16 protein-coding genes, 1 tRNA gene and 1 pseudogene are annotated in these 16028 nt (G+C 60.0%); 10 read left to right on the top strand and 8 right to left on the bottom strand.

Going from position 1 to position 16028, the window contains the following annotated elements; all coding sequences use genetic code 11:
• Positions 1-298: 298 nt before the first annotated feature.
• On the bottom strand, positions 299-1159 hold the full coding sequence (locus tag ACX3YF_RS05895) for a hypothetical protein (protein ID WP_458973529.1): 861 nt from the start codon (positions 1157-1159) through the stop codon (positions 299-301).
• Between the two features lie 499 nt (positions 1160-1658).
• Here ACX3YF_RS05895 and ACX3YF_RS05890 point away from each other — a divergent pair, with 499 nt between their 5' ends.
• From ACX3YF_RS05890 to ACX3YF_RS05880, 3 genes are all read left to right on the top strand, one after another.
• Positions 1659-2354 carry a TetR/AcrR family transcriptional regulator gene (locus tag ACX3YF_RS05890; protein ID WP_458973528.1) on the top strand — a complete coding sequence of 232 codons (696 nt, stop codon included), beginning with the start codon at positions 1659-1661 and terminating at the stop codon, positions 2352-2354.
• A 117-nt stretch (positions 2355-2471) separates the two neighbouring features.
• The gene (locus tag ACX3YF_RS05885; RefSeq protein ID WP_196585563.1) at positions 2472-2672 is read left to right on the top strand and encodes an NAD(P)-dependent oxidoreductase; all 201 of its coding nucleotides are present in this window, start codon (positions 2472-2474) and stop codon (positions 2670-2672) included.
• A gap of 22 nt (positions 2673-2694) precedes the next feature.
• Positions 2695-3912, top strand: a complete 1218-nt coding sequence (locus ACX3YF_RS05880; RefSeq protein ID WP_458973527.1) for an MFS transporter — start codon at positions 2695-2697, stop codon at positions 3910-3912.
• Between the two features lie 54 nt (positions 3913-3966).
• On the opposite strand, the pseudogene ACX3YF_RS05875 reads toward ACX3YF_RS05880, so the two are convergent.
• The 6 genes and pseudogenes from ACX3YF_RS05875 to ACX3YF_RS05850 all read right to left on the bottom strand — a co-directional run.
• A pseudogene (locus ACX3YF_RS05875) lies at positions 3967-4662 on the bottom strand (tyrosine-type recombinase/integrase); the annotation flags it as partial.
• 208 nt (positions 4663-4870) lie between these two features.
• A tRNA-Phe gene (locus ACX3YF_RS05870) sits at positions 4871-4946 on the bottom strand.
• Positions 4947-5049: 103 nt separating this feature from the next.
• Positions 5050-5322 carry an oxidative damage protection protein gene (locus ACX3YF_RS05865; RefSeq protein WP_003220737.1) on the bottom strand — a complete coding sequence of 91 codons (273 nt, stop codon included), beginning with the start codon at positions 5320-5322 and terminating at the stop codon, positions 5050-5052.
• On the bottom strand, positions 5319-6386 hold the full coding sequence (gene mutY, locus ACX3YF_RS05860) for an A/G-specific adenine glycosylase (RefSeq protein WP_458973526.1): 1068 nt from the start codon (positions 6384-6386) through the stop codon (positions 5319-5321). The genes ACX3YF_RS05865 and mutY overlap by 4 nt, the downstream gene beginning before the upstream one ends.
• On the bottom strand, positions 6383-8608 hold the full coding sequence (locus ACX3YF_RS05855) for an AsmA family protein (RefSeq protein WP_458943819.1): 2226 nt from the start codon (positions 8606-8608) through the stop codon (positions 6383-6385). Before ACX3YF_RS05855 ends, mutY begins: the two co-directional genes overlap by 4 nt.
• A 78-nt stretch (positions 8609-8686) precedes the next feature.
• The gene (locus tag ACX3YF_RS05850; RefSeq protein WP_130207399.1) at positions 8687-9091 is read right to left on the bottom strand and encodes an acetyl-CoA sensor PanZ family protein; all 405 of its coding nucleotides are present in this window, start codon (positions 9089-9091) and stop codon (positions 8687-8689) included.
• A gap of 290 nt (positions 9092-9381) precedes the next feature.
• Between ACX3YF_RS05850 and ACX3YF_RS05845 the strand changes: the two genes are divergently transcribed.
• From ACX3YF_RS05845 to ACX3YF_RS05815, 7 genes are all read left to right on the top strand, one after another.
• A complete protein-coding gene (locus ACX3YF_RS05845; protein ID WP_130207397.1) occupies positions 9382-11046 on the top strand; it encodes an OFA family MFS transporter in 1665 nt (554 codons plus the stop codon).
• 263 nt (positions 11047-11309) lie between these two features.
• Complete coding sequence (gene hisB, locus ACX3YF_RS05840; protein WP_047536319.1) at positions 11310-11903, top strand: imidazoleglycerol-phosphate dehydratase HisB; 594 nt, start codon at positions 11310-11312, stop codon at positions 11901-11903.
• Positions 11903-12541, top strand: coding sequence for an imidazole glycerol phosphate synthase subunit HisH (gene hisH / locus ACX3YF_RS05835; RefSeq protein ID WP_458973525.1), 639 nt, complete (start codon positions 11903-11905; stop codon positions 12539-12541). Before hisB ends, hisH begins: the two co-directional genes overlap by 1 nt.
• Complete coding sequence (locus ACX3YF_RS05830; RefSeq protein WP_090328034.1) at positions 12542-12802, top strand: DUF2164 domain-containing protein; 261 nt, start codon at positions 12542-12544, stop codon at positions 12800-12802. It begins immediately after the preceding gene.
• Positions 12803-12844: 42 nt separating this feature from the next.
• A complete protein-coding gene (gene hisA, locus ACX3YF_RS05825; RefSeq protein ID WP_130207393.1) occupies positions 12845-13582 on the top strand; it encodes a 1-(5-phosphoribosyl)-5-[(5-phosphoribosylamino)methylideneamino]imidazole-4-carboxamide isomerase in 738 nt (245 codons plus the stop codon).
• Between the two features lie 9 nt (positions 13583-13591).
• The gene (gene hisF / locus ACX3YF_RS05820) at positions 13592-14362 is read left to right on the top strand and encodes an imidazole glycerol phosphate synthase subunit HisF (protein ID WP_007897430.1); all 771 of its coding nucleotides are present in this window, start codon (positions 13592-13594) and stop codon (positions 14360-14362) included.
• A gap of 79 nt (positions 14363-14441) precedes the next feature.
• Positions 14442-15197, top strand: a complete 756-nt coding sequence (locus ACX3YF_RS05815) for a substrate-binding periplasmic protein (RefSeq protein ID WP_198132547.1) — start codon at positions 14442-14444, stop codon at positions 15195-15197.
• A gap of 54 nt (positions 15198-15251) precedes the next feature.
• On the opposite strand, the gene ACX3YF_RS05810 is transcribed toward ACX3YF_RS05815, so the two are convergent.
• A complete protein-coding gene (locus tag ACX3YF_RS05810; protein WP_458973524.1) occupies positions 15252-16028 on the bottom strand; it encodes a divergent polysaccharide deacetylase family protein in 777 nt (258 codons plus the stop codon).

The raw sequence follows: 16028 nt of genomic DNA, 5'->3' as shown, positions 1-16028 counted from the left end.
GCCGTTGTTTCTGGACGAGGTAGCTGTCCGGCCGCATGCCCGATCTGCCGCCAGCCTTTGCTGGCTTTGGCCCGCGGGCCGAGCTGGATGAACTGCGGCCCATCCAGCCGTCCAGAGCTTGTCCAGAATCTGTCAGGGGTCTGTCTGGGGTGTAAGACGGCAAAGCCCGGTTCTTTGACGGCTCCCGCATGGAATCAGCCTCAGACGCACACCCGGTGAGGGTTTCGTCTCACGCCTGTCTCACATCCCGTCAAAGTGTGGTCAAAGTGCTAGAGGTGCGAGGTGGGTCGTGAATCGTTCAGGCGGTGCGGGGATAGAAGTTCACCAGGAGCCGGTATTCAGGGAAGAGGGCCGCGTAAAACCCTTTCGTAAGAACGAGTTTGGCAGTCACTTCCGCCGCGTCTGTGTAACCAGCTTTTTTGAGCTCTGGCATCACCTCGTCAGAGACTTCCACGAGCAATCGTTCCAATGCCTCAAGGCGATCGTGCTCAACATCCATTTGGACAACTGACGAAACATTATGTCCGGATGCCATCATCCCGCCCCCAAGTGGACCGTAAGTGGTTCCGTCTTGGGTGAGAAAAAAAGCATTGAGGTGTTTTTTTCGCAGTGCGGCTCGCTGCGCGTCTGTTAACCGCTCTCCTTGGATTCCTAGAATCACCCAGCGAGCAATCGACTCGGGCCAATTGCGATGTACCGTCTCCACCACGTCGCTTTCCGTCCAGGCGCCGTGACTGTAAACACCTATTGCATAAAAATGCTCACTCGTAACTCTGGCAAAGAGCAGTGGCCCAGTCCGACGTGCAAAGCCATTCTGTATCTCGGTGCCTAGGTGTAAGTGGTAGACCCCCCAATCGTTAAGCATCGGATCTGTTTCTTCTGGCTTATCGATCAGCTTGCTCAGGTACGGGGTAAGGTCCAGGCCTGCTTTCACCGTTTGTTGAATAAGATTCCAACCATCTTGGTGATCTGGCGGGCACTGGAAGGTATCGGATATAAATAACAGCCTGGGTCTCAGCGAAAGCCTTCTCTGCGCTGCGTTGAAATAGTGGATAGGCAGATCTTTTGTTAGTCCTGATGTGTCCATTCCCCAGTCTTTGACCATTATTTCCTTGAGTGTGTCGTGCCAGTCAGCCTTGAAGTCCATGATCAATTTCATAGGGGCGCCCTCCGATTTGCGCGTGTTGATCCTACGCGTCCGTCGGCTTTTGTGAAAAGCCTGCAAGCTCTCCGCGCCACCTCCATGGGTTTGTTCGGCAACTGACCAGGTTGCCAGTGGAAACCACTGCAATACCGTGGAAACCACAGTGGAAACCAGCGCCCGGCAACCATAACTTTTGATAACAGGCTGGCGGCCGGGTTCGCACCAGCCTCGCGTAAGAGGGTGCGAACCAAAAGTGCGAACCTCAGTGCGAACTTGGTGCTGGTACGCATCGGCTGGCGCGTACCTGGTTGCGTACCAACGCCACACAGCTCGCTCCCACAGAACGTTCGCGCACTCCAGGTGCGTGAAGACACTGCGTGAAGGGTGCGTTAAACCTTGGCGGGGGAGGGCTTCGCGCAAAGGCCAAGTGCGCGATGGGCGTGTGCGAAGCACTGCGCGAAAACACGCAGATATGCGGCATTCGTCCCCTCTCGATGTGAGGTATGGGGCTTTCATGCGCCAGCAGTTTCCACTGCGCGACGGGATGGTGACGATCCGATTGTTGTTGACGCTCCAGAAGGTACACCGTAAATTATTAGGAACGATCATTCCAATTAGATGGATTGCCATGCGTACCAAGGAATTTGAACCGGACGAAATCGCCGATGCTGCCATGCGCGTTTTTTGGGCGCGTGGCTATGCCGCGACCTCGGTGCAGGATCTGGTCGAAGGCACGGGGCTGTCGCGCAGCAGTCTCTACAGCACGTTCGAGAGCAAGCAGGGGCTCTATCAGCAGGCGTTGCGCCGCTACCAGGCCATAACTACGGCCAATGTGGAGCTGATGGCCAGCCCCGGCTCGACAAAAGATGTGATCCGGCAGCTTCTGATGCGCATTGTGGAGGACGAACTGGGCGATCCGCAGCGGCGCGGCTGCCTGGTTGCCAATGCGACGCTGGAGCTGGCAGGCCATGACGAGTCGGTGGCCGAACTGGTGGCCGACAACTTCCAGCGCCTGCAGAAAGCGCTGGAGAAGCTGATCGTCCGGGGACAGCAATCAGGCGAGGTTGCTGTCGAGAAGAATCCGCGCGCGCTGGCCCGTTTCTTCGTCAGCACCATGCAGGGCATGCGGGTACTGAGTAAAGGCAGTCCCGCGCGGCAGCGTCGCCAGTGTCTGCTGGATGTGATCGACGTAGCGCTCGATACGCTATAACCACCCGCCCGCCGTCCTTGCGCATCGAGGTGCGCAAGGATGTTGGGTTTTTTTTGGTCTAAATTGGAATGATCATTCCATTTAGAGAGTTTTCATCCACTATCAAAAGGAGTTCACGTGAGCACTGACCCAAAAACCACCATCGCTATCCTCCGTACCGGCCTGATCGGCGCTCCCGTCGCGCGCAATCTGCGTAAGCGGGGGGTGACCGTGCATGCCTGGAACCGCACCGCGGCCCAGGCCGGTCTTTGGCGCTTCGAGCGTGAACTGGAAGCTGAGCGCGGTGCAAAGGACATGGCTGCGCCCTATCTCGCCTGACATACATAAGGACGAACACCGTATGAACATCCGAAATCACAAGACACCCGCGGCGGTACCTGAAGCAATCGTTGGAGGGCTACCTGTCTGGAAGCTACTGGCGTTCACGATGGCGGGTTTCCTTGCCATCATGACCGAGACCATGCCGGCCGGCCTGTTGCCACAGATCAGCCAAGGCCTGGGCGTCTCCGAAGCCTTGGCGGGCCAATTGGTGACCCTCTATGCGCTGGGGTCAGTACTGGCCGCAATCCCGATCATCGCCGCCACACGCAGTTGGAACCGTAGGCCGTTGCTACTGCTGGCCATCGGCGGTCTGCTGATCTTCAATTCCGTCACGGCCTTGTCCGCCCACTATGGGCTAATTTTGGTAGCGCGCTTCGTCGCTGGTATGGCGGCCGGCGTGATATGGGGGCTGCTGGCCGGCTATGCGCGGCGGATGGTTCCCCACCGCCAGCAGGGACGCGCACTGGCAGTTGCGGGCGTTGGCCAGCCCATTGCCTTGGCCATCGGCGTGCCGTTGGGAACGTGGTTGGGCACCTTGTTCGATTGGCGAGGCGTGTTCTGGATCATGTCGGCGCTGTCACTGCTGCTGTTTGTCTGGGTGCGACTGGCGGTGCCGGACTTTGCAGGACAATCCGCCAGACAACGCGTGCCGATTCGACGCATCTTCCTGATGCCCGGCATCCGCCCGATACTGCTAGCGCTGTTTGTTTGGATATTGGCGCACAACATTCTCTACACCTACATCGCCCCCTTCCTGGCCTCGGTGGGGCTGGGGCATCGGGTGGACGCCGTGCTGCTGTTGTTCGGCGCAGCCTCCATTATGGGAATCTGGATCACCGGTGTGCTGGTGGACCGATGGCTACGCACACTGACCCTGCTGAGTCTGGCCGTGTTCACCGTAGCGGCGCTGACGTTGGGTTTCTCGGGCGGCTCGGCACTGGTCGTGCTACTGGGCGTTGCGACATGGGGGCTGACCTTTGGCGGCGCACCAACATTGCTGCAAACCGCGCTGGCTGATACGGCGGGCGATGGGGCCGATGTGGCGCAATCCATGTTGGTGACAGCCTTCAACCTAGCAGTGGCCGGCGGCGGTGCGGTGGGCGGTGTCCTGCTGGAGCGTCTCGGGCCTGGCTCTTTCCCTTGGACATTGGTGGTGTTGGCGCTGCTGGGCTTGTCGGTGGTCTGGTCGGCCGGGGCACATGGCTTCCGGCCAGGCCATCGCATCGCTGCTTCTTGATCGAGGACATCCCATGGAAAGGACCTCGATGAACACCTAGCGCGACTTAGCGCTGATGGCGTGTCGGGTAAGCGAATGGATATTCGCGGCTTCGCTCTTGGCCAACAGTTCTGGGAGTTCAGCAAAGGTGACGTGCGGATGATGGCGGGCAGCTTTCGGAGGTGCTGCTACCACGCTCAGATCCGTAGCTGGGTTGGCGTCAACGACGCCCTTGGCCAGCCCGTACCGAAATATCTGGTGTAGCCATTGGCGGATCTTGCCGGCGGCATTGAGCGTGCCCCTAGCCTCTACCTTGCGCACCAGCTCTACCAGATCGGGCCGGGTGATCGCTTTTATAGGGCGAGAACCGATACCTGGAATCAAATCATTCTCCAGGTACAGCTTGGCCTTGTAGGTTGTACTTTCCGCCCACCGAGGGGCGTTGTAGGCAAACCACTCGCGAGCCAGTGTCTCGAAAGTCAGTCCCTCGACCTTCTGTGCTTGTTTGGCGGTTTTTTTCTGCTCGCTGGGGTCAGTGCCTTCAGTCAGTAGCTGGCGCGCCCCATCGCGAAGCTGACGAGCTTTCAGCAGGGTGACCGCAGGGTATGCGCCGAGCGCCATCATCTTCGCGCTGCCGTTGAAACGGTACCGATAGCGCCACAGCTTGGAGCCGGTCGGGGTCACTTCTAGGCATAGGCCGTTGGCGTCAGTCAGCCTGTACAGCTTGTCCTTCGGCTGGGCGGTACGAATGGTGGTATCTGAGAGTGGCACGCAGCCTCCTTGCAGGCCGCACCAGACGGGCGTGTTGGCGCTCTGGTGTGAGTAGATTTCTAGACCGAACTGGATCTACTCACGAATCTACTCACATATGTTTGGGCTTACAAGGGAACGGTTGGGAACGGTAGAAAACAAAAAGCCCGCACTAGGCGGGCTTCTTGTGTGCTTTCAGGTGTGCTTGGCATCACCTGAAAACGAAAGGTGGTGCCCAGAGACGGAATCGAACCGCCGACACGGGGATTTTCAATCCCCTGCTCTACCGACTGAGCTATCTGGGCAACGGGGCGCATTAAAAGGGTTTTTCGGATTTACGTCAACGACTTTTTTAAAATTTCTTAAATTAATTCCGTCGCTTACGATCCGCCCCTCGATTTTGCAGGGTTACTCTGCAGGCGGAACGTAGCCTTCGGCCTTGGCGTAATCCTCGCCGGAGAAGTACTTGTCCATCTCGCCCTGCAGATATTTGCGGTCTTCGGCGTTCATCATGTTCAGGCGTTTTTCGTTGATCAGCAGGGTCTGGTGCTTTTGCCAGTCGGCCCAGGCCTTGGCCGAGACGTGGTCAAAAATGTCCTGGCCCTTGGCGCCCGGGAATGGAGCGCGCTCCAGGGCTGGCAATTCTTCTTTGTACTTGCGGCACATGATGGTGCGGGTCATGACGACTCTCCTGCGTTCAATACGGCGGCCGCGCGTTCGAGCAAGGTTTTGACCGGGGCGGCAAGGCCCAGGCGCGGCGGGGTGGCGAGGTTATACCAGAGCCAGTCGGCCTCGGCCACGTGGTGGCCGTCCTCCTGGACCTGTACCAGCCAGGGTTCGATGGATAACTGAAAATGGCTGAAGGTGTGCACCAGGTTCGGCAGGGCCTGTTGGTTGCCCAGCGCCAGAGAGTGCTGCGACGCCAGGTACTGCAGGTCGTCGAGGTCATCGAGTTCCGGCAGGCTCCACAAACCGCCCCACAGGCCCGTGGAAGGGCGACGGTAGAGCAGAATTGAGCCGTCGCCATTGGCGAGCAGCGGCATCAGCGTGCGCTTCTGTGGCACGGCTTTGCGCGGTTTGGGGATCGGGTAGCGCGTCTCCAGGCCGAGCATGTGCGCTTCACAGCCCTTTTGCAGCGGGCAGAGCAGGCAGCTCGGCTTGCTGCGGGTACAGAGCGTGGCACCCAGATCCATCATCGCCTGGGTGTAGGCGTTGACCCGGTCATGGGGCGTAAAGCGCTCAGCGTTGGCCCAGAGCTGTTTGGCGACCTTGGGCTCGCCCGGATAACCCTCTTGCGCAGTAAACCGCGCCAGCACGCGTTTGACGTTGCCATCGAGGATCGGCGCGCGCAGGCCCATGCTGATGCTGGCAATGGCCCCGGCCGTAGACAGGCCGATGCCGGGCAAATCGGTGAGTTTTTCCACGTCCCGCGGAAATTCACCGCCGTACTGTTCGACGACGATCTTCGCGGTCTTTTGCAGGTTGCGCGCACGGGTGTAGTAGCCCAGGCCTGTCCACAGGTGCAGCACTTCATCCTCCGGCGCAGTGGCCAGGGCTTCGACCGTCGGCAGCGAGGCCATGAAGCGGTCGAAGTAATTGAGCACGGTGCTGACCTGGGTCTGCTGCAGCATGATTTCCGAAACCCACACCCGATACGGGTTGATGTGCTGTTGCCAGGGCAGGTCGTGCCGGCCGTGGCGGTCGTACCAGTCCAGCACCGCCGTTGAAAACTGCTCGGCTTTCATCGCTTGAACAGCCCCTTGAGTGCATCTTTCAGTTCAGGGCTGACCTTGTCGCCCAGTTTCTCGTCGATTTTTTCGCTGATCTTGTCGCCTGCCAGTTTGCTTGCGACCTGACCCATGCGCTCGTTGTCGAGACGGCATGCCTTGGCGCCCAGTTCCAGCGGACCACGGCAACGCAGTGGCCACTCGATGCCGACAAACTTGTCGCCTACCTGGCAGGCGGGGTCCGGCATGGCGCTGGTATCGCCTTCGACGATGATGCCCACGCGGTAATCCATGCCCAGCACCCGCAGGTCGACATCACCGTCACCCTTGACGGTCATGCCCGGGATGCGCACTTTCAGGTCCGGGTTGCTGGCCACGCCGTTGTGGAAGGTCAGGTTGCCCTTGAGCTCCTGGAACGGTGTGTCCTTGCCCCGTGGCTCGCCGCTGAGGCTTTTGCGGTTGAGCGTGGCGATGCCCTTGCACAGTTGTTGTTCAAGGTTGGCGTTGAGCAGCACGCCATTGTTGATGACGAAACCGGCGTTGCCATTGAGGGTTTCGATCAGCGCTTTCTGGCTGTTGCCGTTGCCGGTCAGGTTGCTGTTGAGTGTGACCAGACCTTTGACCGGTGGATTCTTGCCCTGGCTTTCGAGGATCTTCTCCACCGGAACCCGGTTGATTTTCGTCTGCAGGTTCAGCACGGGTTCCTGCTGGCGTACATCGAGGGTGCCGGTGGCTTCGAAATTGCCCCCGTACAGATCGCCACGCAGGTTTGTCAGGGTCAGCAGTCCGCCCTTGCCGTTGGCCTTGAGCGCGGCGTTCTGGATCGGCAGTTTGTCCAGGGTCAACTGGCCGAAGGACAGGTCGGCATCCACATCGAGTTTGCTCAGGCGCTCCACCGGCAACAGGCGCTCGCTGCTCCACGCGCCCTTGGTCGGTGCCTGTGGCAGTGGCGTGCTGCCCGCGCCGGCCAGGGCATCCGCTTCGGTGCTGGCGACTTCGGCCTGACGCACTTGCGTCGCGCTGTTGGCCTCCGCCGATTTTGGCCGCAGGTAACGGTCGACGTTGAAGGTGTCGGCCTTGAGCACCGCCCGCAGCGATTGCTTGGCGAAGTCCTCGACGGCGATGCGGCCGCTGAAGGTGCTGTCGTCGACTTTGAGGTTGATGTCGTCCAGTGCAAGGCTGCTCGGCGTGCCCGACAGGCGGCTGACCAGTTCGACCTTGCTCAGGCTGCCCTCGGCCATGGCCGGGAGGGTCTGGCCGATGCTGTCGACGAACTTCGCCAGATCAAACTGGGCGATCGACAGGCCGCCACTGACCTGCGGCGTCTTGTCGAGGTCATTGACCTTCAGTTCACCCAGCGCACGCAGTTGGTTGGCGGAGATTTTGATACCGGTCCACTCGGCGACGTTGGCCGCCTTGTCCAGTAACAACTGGCCCTGGGCGGCGAAGGTCATGGTCTTGCCTTGCAGCGGATCGCCGGCCACTTCGCCGGACAGTCGCATGTCTTCGAGTTTGTAGCGCTGCAATGCGCGCTCGAAACGCAGCTCGCCGTTGAGCTCGGTGCGCACCCGCAGAACCGGTTGGTTGGTACCCAGGAAAGCGGTGAGTTTGACCGGGATATTGGTCGAGTCATGCACCGGGCCAGTACTGAGCTGAATGCTTTCGGCGCTGAACTGCTTGCCGGTCTGCTCGTCGTTGTATTCAACGCGGGCGTTATTGACGGTCAGGCTGTCGATGTCGAGGCGGATCGGCTGGGACGGTTTTTCAACCTGGGCCGTGGTTTGGGGGGCCGGTTCACTGGCGGTAGCGGCAGGCGCGCCAGCAGTGGTCGGCGCCGGGACCTTGCCGATGTCTTGCCAATTGCCGTGGCCATCCTTGTCGCGGGTCAGGCGCAGATTCAGGCCTTCGACGCGGACATCGCTCATTTGCACTTCACGGCGCAGCAGGGGCAGCACGCGGACCGACAGACCGAGCATCTGCAAGTCGGCAAACGGTTCGGTCGGCTTGGCCAGGGTCGCAACACCGGCATCGTGCAACTCCAGGCCCAGCCATGGGAACAGGCTCCAGCCGATATCGCCATTGAGCGTCAGCTCGATGTGGGCCTTGTCGCGGGCTATCTGGCGAATCTTGTCTTTGTAGTCGTTGGGATCGAAGAGGTGGGTCAGGGCAAAGCCCAGCGCCACAATGATCAGCAACAGCCCGAGAAGCACCAGACCCAGGATTTTGCCGAACGCTTTCATGGGCGAGTCCTTTTAATTAGTCGATTTCGTAATTTAGCCGAGGAGTATAGCGCCCCAAAACGGACGACCGGTCAGCGATCATTCCGCCAGAGCATCCAGCGGTACGTGCAACTTGGCAGCCAGTGCTTGGGCTTCCAGATGTCCGGCGGGGGCCAGAAGACGCAATGAGGCGCCCGATTGCGCAGCCATTTTCTGCGCTTCACACACCAGGCGTTCTGCGACCCCACGACGACGGGTGATTTTTCGTACGCACAATTGAGACAAATACCAAACGTCAGGGTGCCGTTGCAGGCGGGCAGCGCCCAACAGTCGGTCATTGAAGCGTCCTGCAATCAGCGAGCCTTCCCGCAGGCAGCGTTCAATCAGCTGTGTATCTGTGGCAAACGGTGTGAGCAGCCAGTCCGGGGCATCGCGGTAAATTTTCTGCAGGTCTTGCTGATCCTGGTAGGTGGCTTCGTTCAGCGGCTCGACAATGATCGGCATATCGTTTCCTGTCAGTTGTAAACGGATTGCTCCCTGTCGGAGATGCCGGCGGCTCGGGCCGTCAGGTAGCTCCCACAGGAGAAGAGATCGGATAACGTACAAAACATGATGTCAGTTTGGTTTTACTGTCACGTGCAAATGGTAACCTTCGTCCGTTCGTCGGTCCTTCTGCGGCGAGTTGTCGCAGCAAAATGCAGCTTTAGCCTGAAAAAAACGGTCGTGCCTGCGTGCAATCAAGGCTGAGGGTGAGGAGTGACTGACGCACCATACTAATAATTGGGGGATACACAATGACCACGAGCATAACGGCGGACGGCTTGAAAGCCGATCAGCCCGCGTTCCTGTCCAAGGAGCGCATCATCGCCAAGCCCGGTTTCAACCGTTGGCTGGTACCACCGGCCGCGCTGGCCATCCACTTGTGCATCGGCATGGCTTACGGCTTCTCGGTGTTCTGGCTGCCACTGTCCAAGGCGCTGGGGATCACCGCTCCGGTGGCTTGCGCGCCGGACATGAGCTTCATCGCTCAAGTCTTTTCTTCGCAATGCGACTGGCCGATCTCGATGCTCGGCTGGATCTACACCCTGTTCTTCATCTTCCTGGGTTGCTCGGCAGCGATCTGGGGTGGCTGGCTGGAACATGCCGGGCCACGCAAGGCTGGCGTTGTGTCGGCACTGTGCTGGTGTGGCGGTCTGCTGATTTCGGCGCTGGGTGTGTACACGCACCAGATCTGGCTGATGTGGATCGGCTCCGGCGTGATTGGTGGTATCGGCCTGGGCCTGGGTTACATCTCGCCGGTGTCGACCCTGATCAAATGGTTCCCGGACAAGCGTGGCATGGCCACCGGCATGGCGATCATGGGCTTCGGCGGTGGCGCGATGGTCGGTGCACCATTGGCTGCGGCGTTGATGGGGCATTTCGCCTCGCCCACCAGCGTGGGCGTGTGGCAGAGCTTCCTGGTGATGGCTGCGATCTATTTCGTGTTCATGATCGGTGGCGCCTTGTCTTACCGCGTGCCGCCTACTGGCTGGAAGCCTGAAGGCTGGACTGCGCCGGTGAAGAAAGCTTCGAATGCGATGATCACGCATCGCCACGTCCACGTGAATGTGGCGTGGAAGACCCCGCAATTCCGTCTGGTGTGGCTGGTGCTGTGCCTGAACGTGTCCGCCGGTATCGGCATCCTGGGCATGGCTTCGCCTCTGTTGCAGGAAGTGTTCGCCGGCAAGTTGCTGGGCAATGGGCTGACGTTTGGTCAGCTGGACGCTGCGCAACTGGCTTCGATCGCCGCGATCGCCGCAGGCTTCACCGGTCTGCTGAGCCTGTTCAACATCGGTGGCCGCTTCTTCTGGGCTTCGTTCTCGGATTATCTGGGGCGCAAAAACACCTACTTCGTGTTCTTCGCCCTGGGTTTTGCCCTGTATGCGCTGATCCCGAACCTCGGTCATTTGGGCAACATCGCTCTGTTCGTGGCGGCGTTCTGCATCATTCTGTCGATGTACGGCGGTGGCTTTGCGACGGTGCCGGCTTATCTGGCTGACCTGTTCGGTACGCAAATGGTCGGTGCGATTCACGGTCGCTTGCTGACCGCGTGGGCGGCGGCGGGTGTGTTGGGTCCGGTGTTGGTGAACTACCTGCGCGAGTATCAGCTGAGCATCGGCGTTGAGCGTGCGGCTGCCTACGACATCACCTTGTACATCCTCGCCGGCCTGCTGGTGCTGGGCTTCCTGTGCAACCTGCTGGTGCGCCCGGTGGCCGACAAGTACTTCATGACCGACGCCGAGCTGGCCGCCGAACAGGCGCTGGGTCACGATAAGGGCGCTGACAGCAGCACCGTGCTGGAATGGAAAGCTGATGCGGGCTCCAAGCCGTTGGCGGTGGCGGCGTGGCTGGTAGTGGGTATTCCGTTGGCGTGGGGTGTTTGGGTGACCCTGCAAAAAACGGCGGTGTTGTTCCACTAAGTCAGCGTATTGCCCTTGTGGGAGCGAGCCTGCTCGCGAATGCGGCCTGACAGTCGACAGAAATGTTGAATGTGAGGGCCTCTTCGCGAGCGGGCTCGCTCCCACATTGGTTTTATGTGGCTCTAAAATGGCTTGTATGGACATGTACATCGCCGACACCCCCGGATTCACTCCGTCAGCGATATCACCTCCCGTGTTTCTGTTTCCGGCCCACGCCCCTATAATGGTTGCCTTTTTCGCCCAATGATTTTGCGGAGCTGGTGATGGCCGAACGTAAGGCGTCTGTCGAGCGCGACACTCTGGAAACCCAGATCAAAGCCTCGATCAACCTGGATGGCACCGGAAAGGCCCGATTTGAGATCGGTGTCCCTTTTCTTGAGCACATGCTCGACCAGATCGCCCGTCACGGGCTGATCGACCTGGATATCGTCAGTAAAGGCGACCTGCATATCGATGACCACCACACGGTGGAAGATGTCGGTATCACCCTGGGTCAGGCATTCACCAAAGCCATCGGCGACAAGAAAGGCATCCGTCGCTACGGTCACGCCTACGTGCCGCTCGATGAAGCGCTGTCGCGCGTGGTGATCGACTTCTCCGGCCGTCCCGGCCTGCAGATGCATGTTCCGTATACCCGCGCGACTGTCGGCGGCTTCGACGTTGACCTGTTCCAGGAATTCTTCCAGGGCTTCGTCAACCACGCCAACGTCACCCTGCACATCGACAACCTGCGTGGCCACAACACCCACCACCAGATCGAAACCGTGTTCAAGGCTTTCGGCCGCGCCCTGCGCATGGCCGTCGAACTCGATGATCGCATGGCCGGGCAAATGCCATCGACCAAGGGCGTCCTGTAATGCAGACAGTCGCGGTTATCGATTACGGCATGGGCAACCTGCACTCGGTGGCCAAGGCCCTCGAGCACGTCGGTGCCGGCAAGGTCCTGATCACCAGCGATGCGAATGTGATTCGCGAAGCCGACCGGGTGGTTTTCCCCGGCGTCGGCGCGATCCGCGATTGCATGGCGGAGATCCGTCGCCTGGGCTTCGACTCGCTGGTGCGTGAAGTCAGCCAGGACCGTCCGTTCCTCGGCATCTGTGTCGGCATGCAAGCCTTGCTCGACAGCAGCGAAGAGAACGACGGCGTCGATTGCATCGGCCTGTTCCCGGGCCAGGTGAAGTTCTTTGGCAAGGATCTCGTCGAAGACGGCGAACACCTGAAAGTCCCGCACATGGGCTGGAACGAAGTGAAGCAGAAGGTGAGTCACCCGCTGTGGCACGACATTCCGGACCTGGCGCGCTTCTACTTCGTACACAGCTACTACATCGCCGCCGCCAACCCGCGGCAGGTGGTCGGTGGCGGTCACTATGGTGTCGATTTCGCCGCGGCGCTGGCCGATGGCTCGCGTTTCGCCGTGCAGTTCCACCCGGAGAAGAGCCATACCCATGGCCTGCAGTTGCTGCAGAACTTCGCGGCGTGGGACGGTCGCTGGTAAATGGCTGTCAAGAAATCCAGGCCGCCGATCCTCACGCTCACCCCTGAGCAGGAGAACGAGGCCAACAGCAAGATCAAGCGGTTCATGGAAGACCGCTTCGAACTCGACCTCGGCACATTCGAGGCGGCTGAGATTCTTGAGCTGTTTACCCGTGAAATTGCTCCGCACTATTACAACAGGGCGATTTTCGATGTGCAGACGCACCTCAAAGAGAGGTTCGAAAGCATCGAAAGCGACCTGTGGGCGCTCGAGAAAAACTGATTTCCGAGCCAAGCTGAACATTCAAATTTGAAGGTTTGCCAGATGCTGATTATTCCCGCTATCGATCTTAAAGACGGTGCCTGCGTTCGTCTGCGCCAGGGCCGCATGGAAGATTCCACGGTGTTCTCCGATGACCCGGTGAGCATGGCTGCCAAGTGGGTGGAGGGCGGCTGCCGTCGTCTGCATCTGGTCGACCTGAACGGCGCCTTCGAAGGCCAGCCGGTCAATGGCGAAGTGGTAACCGCGATTGCCAAGCGCTACCCGAACCTGCCGATCCAGATCGGCGGCGGTATCCGTTCCCTGGAAACCATCGAGCACTACGTGAAAGCGGGCGTGAGCTACGTGATCATCGGCACCAAGGCCGTGAAAGATCCGGCATTCGTTGCCGAAGCCTGCCGCGCGTTCCCCGGCAAGGTAATCGTCGGCCTGGACGCCAAGGATGGTTTCGTCGCCACCGACGGCTGGGCTGAAATCAGCACCATTCAGGTCATCGACCTGGCCAGGCAGTTTGAAGCCGACGGCGTGTCCGCCATCGTTTATACCGACATCGCCAAAGACGGCATGATGCAGGGCTGCAACGTACCGTTCACCGCCGCGCTGGCCGCTGCCACCAGGATCCCGGTGATCGCGTCCGGTGGCATCCACAACCTGGGCGACATCAAGACGCTGCTCGACGCCAAGGCGCCAGGCATCATCGGCGCCATCACCGGCCGGGCGATCTACGAAGGCACTCTCGACGTCGCTGAAGCGCAAGCTTTCTGCGATTCGTACAAAGGCTGAGGACTGACCATGGCGCTGGCCAAACGCATCATCCCTTGCCTGGACGTGGACAACGGCCGGGTGGTCAAGGGTGTGAAATTCGAAAACATCCGCGATGCCGGTGACCCGGTGGAAATCGCCCGTCGCTACGACGAGCAGGGCGCGGACGAGATCACCTTTCTCGACATCACTGCCAGCGTCGATGGTCGTGACACCACGCTGCATACCGTCGAGCGCATGGCCAGCCAGGTGTTCATCCCGCTGACCGTGGGCGGTGGCGTGCGCACCGTGCAAGACATTCGCAACCTGCTCAATGCCGGTGCAGACAAGGTTTCGATCAACACTGCTGCGGTGTTCAACCCCGAGTTCGTTGGCGAGGCGGCGCAGCATTTCGGTTCGCAATGCATCGTGGTCGCGATCGACGCGAAGAAGGTTTCCGGCCCGGGCGAAACCCCGCGCTGGGAAATCTTCACCCACGGCGGGCGCAAGCCGACCGGCCTCGACGCGGTTGAGTGGGCAAAGAAAATGGAAGGCCTGGGGGCCGGCGAGATCCTGCTGACCAGCATGGACCAGGACGGCATGAAGAACGGTTTCGACCTGGGCGTCACCCGCGCCATCAGCGATGCGCTGGGCATTCCGGTGATCGCCTCCGGTGGCGTCGGCAATCTGCAACACCTGGCCGACGGTATCCTCGAAGGCCACGCCAGCGCGGTGTTGGCGGCGAGTATCTTCCACTTCGGCGAATACACCGTGCAGGAAGCCAAGGCTTATATGGCCCATCGCGGAATTGTGATGCGTTAAACAAACCGATGCAGGCCAGTGGACATCATGGCGGGCTCAAGGCACTCTTGGGTACGCCATGGATTTCGGTAGCCAGACAATGTTTAAACGCCTTCTTCTTGTCCTCGCCAGCGCTTGCCTGTTGTTCATCAGTGGAGTGCGGGCGGCAGACAATCCCGCCACCGACATAGTGTTGCTGACGGAAAACTTCCCACCGTACAACATGGCGAAGAATGGCAAGAACTTCGCGCAGGACGAAAACATCAATGGCATCGCCACCGATATCGTCCGCGAAATTTTCAAGCGCGCCGAGATTACCTACAGCCTGACGCTACGTTTCCCATGGGAACGAATCTACAAACTCACCCTGGAAAAGCCCGGCTACGGCGTGTTCGTCATGGCACGGCTGCCCGACCGCGAAAAGCTCTTCAAATGGGTTGGCCCTATCGGTCCGGACGACTGGATCATGTTGGCCAAAGCTGACAGCAAAATCACCCTCGAAACCCTGGATGACGCCCGTAAATACAAGATTGGCGCCTACAAAGGCGACGCGATCGCCGAGACACTGGCCAAGCAGGGGCTCAATCCCATCGTGGTGCTGCGCGATCAGGATAACGCCAGCAAGCTGGTCAACGGCCAGATCGATCTGTGGGCAACGGGTGATCCGGCCGGGCGCTACCTGGCGCGTCAGGAAGGCGTAAACGGGCTCAAGACCGTATTGCGGTTCAACAGCGCCGAGTTGTACCTGGCGTTGAACAAGGATGTGCCGGACGAGATGGTGGCCAGGCTTCAGGCGGCGCTGGATCAACTGCGCAAGGAAGGCAAGGTGGAAGAGATCATGGCGCGGTATCTCTAAAGCCGCTCTGCGGAGTTCTTTGCATTCCCCTGTGGGGGTGTGTGCTGCCGCTAACTAGCGATACACCCCGTCCTTTCCATGGGCCGCCGTCGCCCGATTGCTGCGCACACTGATCATCTGCTTGATATCGATCCAGTTGATGCCCTGAGCCTTGAGCTTGGGCAGCTCGCGCTCCAGGACCGCCAGCGTCTGCGGATACGGATGCCCGATCATCACCGCCGAACCCTGTTTTTGCGCCAGGCTGATCGCCGTCTGGAGCTGCGTGAGGATCGCCGCCTCGGTGCGTTCGTCGTCCAGGAACACATCCCGAGAAACACTCGCCAGGCCGATTTTCTGCGCTTCGGCAGCCGCCACGGTCTGCGCGCTGGTGCGGCTATCAACGAAGAATTTGTGTCGACCCTGCAAGTCCGCCATCAACCACGCCATCGCTGGTTGCTGAGCGGTCATGCGACTGCCCATGTGGTTGTTGATTCCGGCGGTGAAGGGCACGGCTTTGAATGCGGCGTCGAGGCGTTTCTCAAGTTCTTCGATGGGCAAGTCGGGGTGCCAGGCGAACGGACCGGTGGCCGGGTCCATGGGCATGTGCAGGATGACGATTTTGCCGGCGCGATGGGCCTCGCGAGCGAATTCGCTGGCGTGGGGCGTGTCGGGCATGATCGCCGTGGTCACCGGGCCGGGCAGCGCGAGCACGCGACGATCCCGGGGCAAATTCTGCCCCAGGTCATCGATGATCAGGCTTAGATAGGCTTTGTGAGGTTTCTGCCTGGCGGGCTCCGCGTGAGCAATACCCGCCAGGCAGCACAACAGCACGAGGATGACGCGCAGCGTCAT

It is taken from the genome of Pseudomonas fluorescens group sp. PF-69, assembly GCF_054481235.1.
This window is presented reverse-complemented; position numbering and strand designations above follow the sequence as displayed.

Coding starts and splice junctions, on each gene's coding strand:
- ACX3YF_RS05895 (WP_458973529.1), bottom strand. CDS start 1,159: ATGAAATTGATCATGGACTTCAAGGCTGACTGGCACGACACACTCAAG.
- ACX3YF_RS05890 (WP_458973528.1), top strand. CDS start 1,659: ATGCGCCAGCAGTTTCCACTGCGCGACGGGATGGTGACGATCCGATTG.
- ACX3YF_RS05880 (WP_458973527.1), top strand. CDS start 2,695: ATGAACATCCGAAATCACAAGACACCCGCGGCGGTACCTGAAGCAATC.
- ACX3YF_RS05865 (WP_003220737.1), bottom strand. CDS start 5,322: ATGACCCGCACCATCATGTGCCGCAAGTACAAAGAAGAATTGCCAGCC.
- mutY (WP_458973526.1), bottom strand. CDS start 6,386: ATGAAAGCCGAGCAGTTTTCAACGGCGGTGCTGGACTGGTACGACCGC.
- ACX3YF_RS05855 (WP_458943819.1), bottom strand. CDS start 8,608: ATGAAAGCGTTCGGCAAAATCCTGGGTCTGGTGCTTCTCGGGCTGTTG.
- ACX3YF_RS05850 (WP_130207399.1), bottom strand. CDS start 9,091: ATGCCGATCATTGTCGAGCCGCTGAACGAAGCCACCTACCAGGATCAG.
- ACX3YF_RS05845 (WP_130207397.1), top strand. CDS start 9,382: ATGACCACGAGCATAACGGCGGACGGCTTGAAAGCCGATCAGCCCGCG.
- hisB (WP_047536319.1), top strand. CDS start 11,310: ATGGCCGAACGTAAGGCGTCTGTCGAGCGCGACACTCTGGAAACCCAG.
- hisH (WP_458973525.1), top strand. CDS start 11,903: ATGCAGACAGTCGCGGTTATCGATTACGGCATGGGCAACCTGCACTCG.
- ACX3YF_RS05830 (WP_090328034.1), top strand. CDS start 12,542: ATGGCTGTCAAGAAATCCAGGCCGCCGATCCTCACGCTCACCCCTGAG.
- hisA (WP_130207393.1), top strand. CDS start 12,845: ATGCTGATTATTCCCGCTATCGATCTTAAAGACGGTGCCTGCGTTCGT.
- hisF (WP_007897430.1), top strand. CDS start 13,592: ATGGCGCTGGCCAAACGCATCATCCCTTGCCTGGACGTGGACAACGGC.
- ACX3YF_RS05815 (WP_198132547.1), top strand. CDS start 14,442: ATGTTTAAACGCCTTCTTCTTGTCCTCGCCAGCGCTTGCCTGTTGTTC.
- ACX3YF_RS05810 (WP_458973524.1), bottom strand. CDS start 16,028: ATGACGCTGCGCGTCATCCTCGTGCTGTTGTGCTGCCTGGCGGGTATT.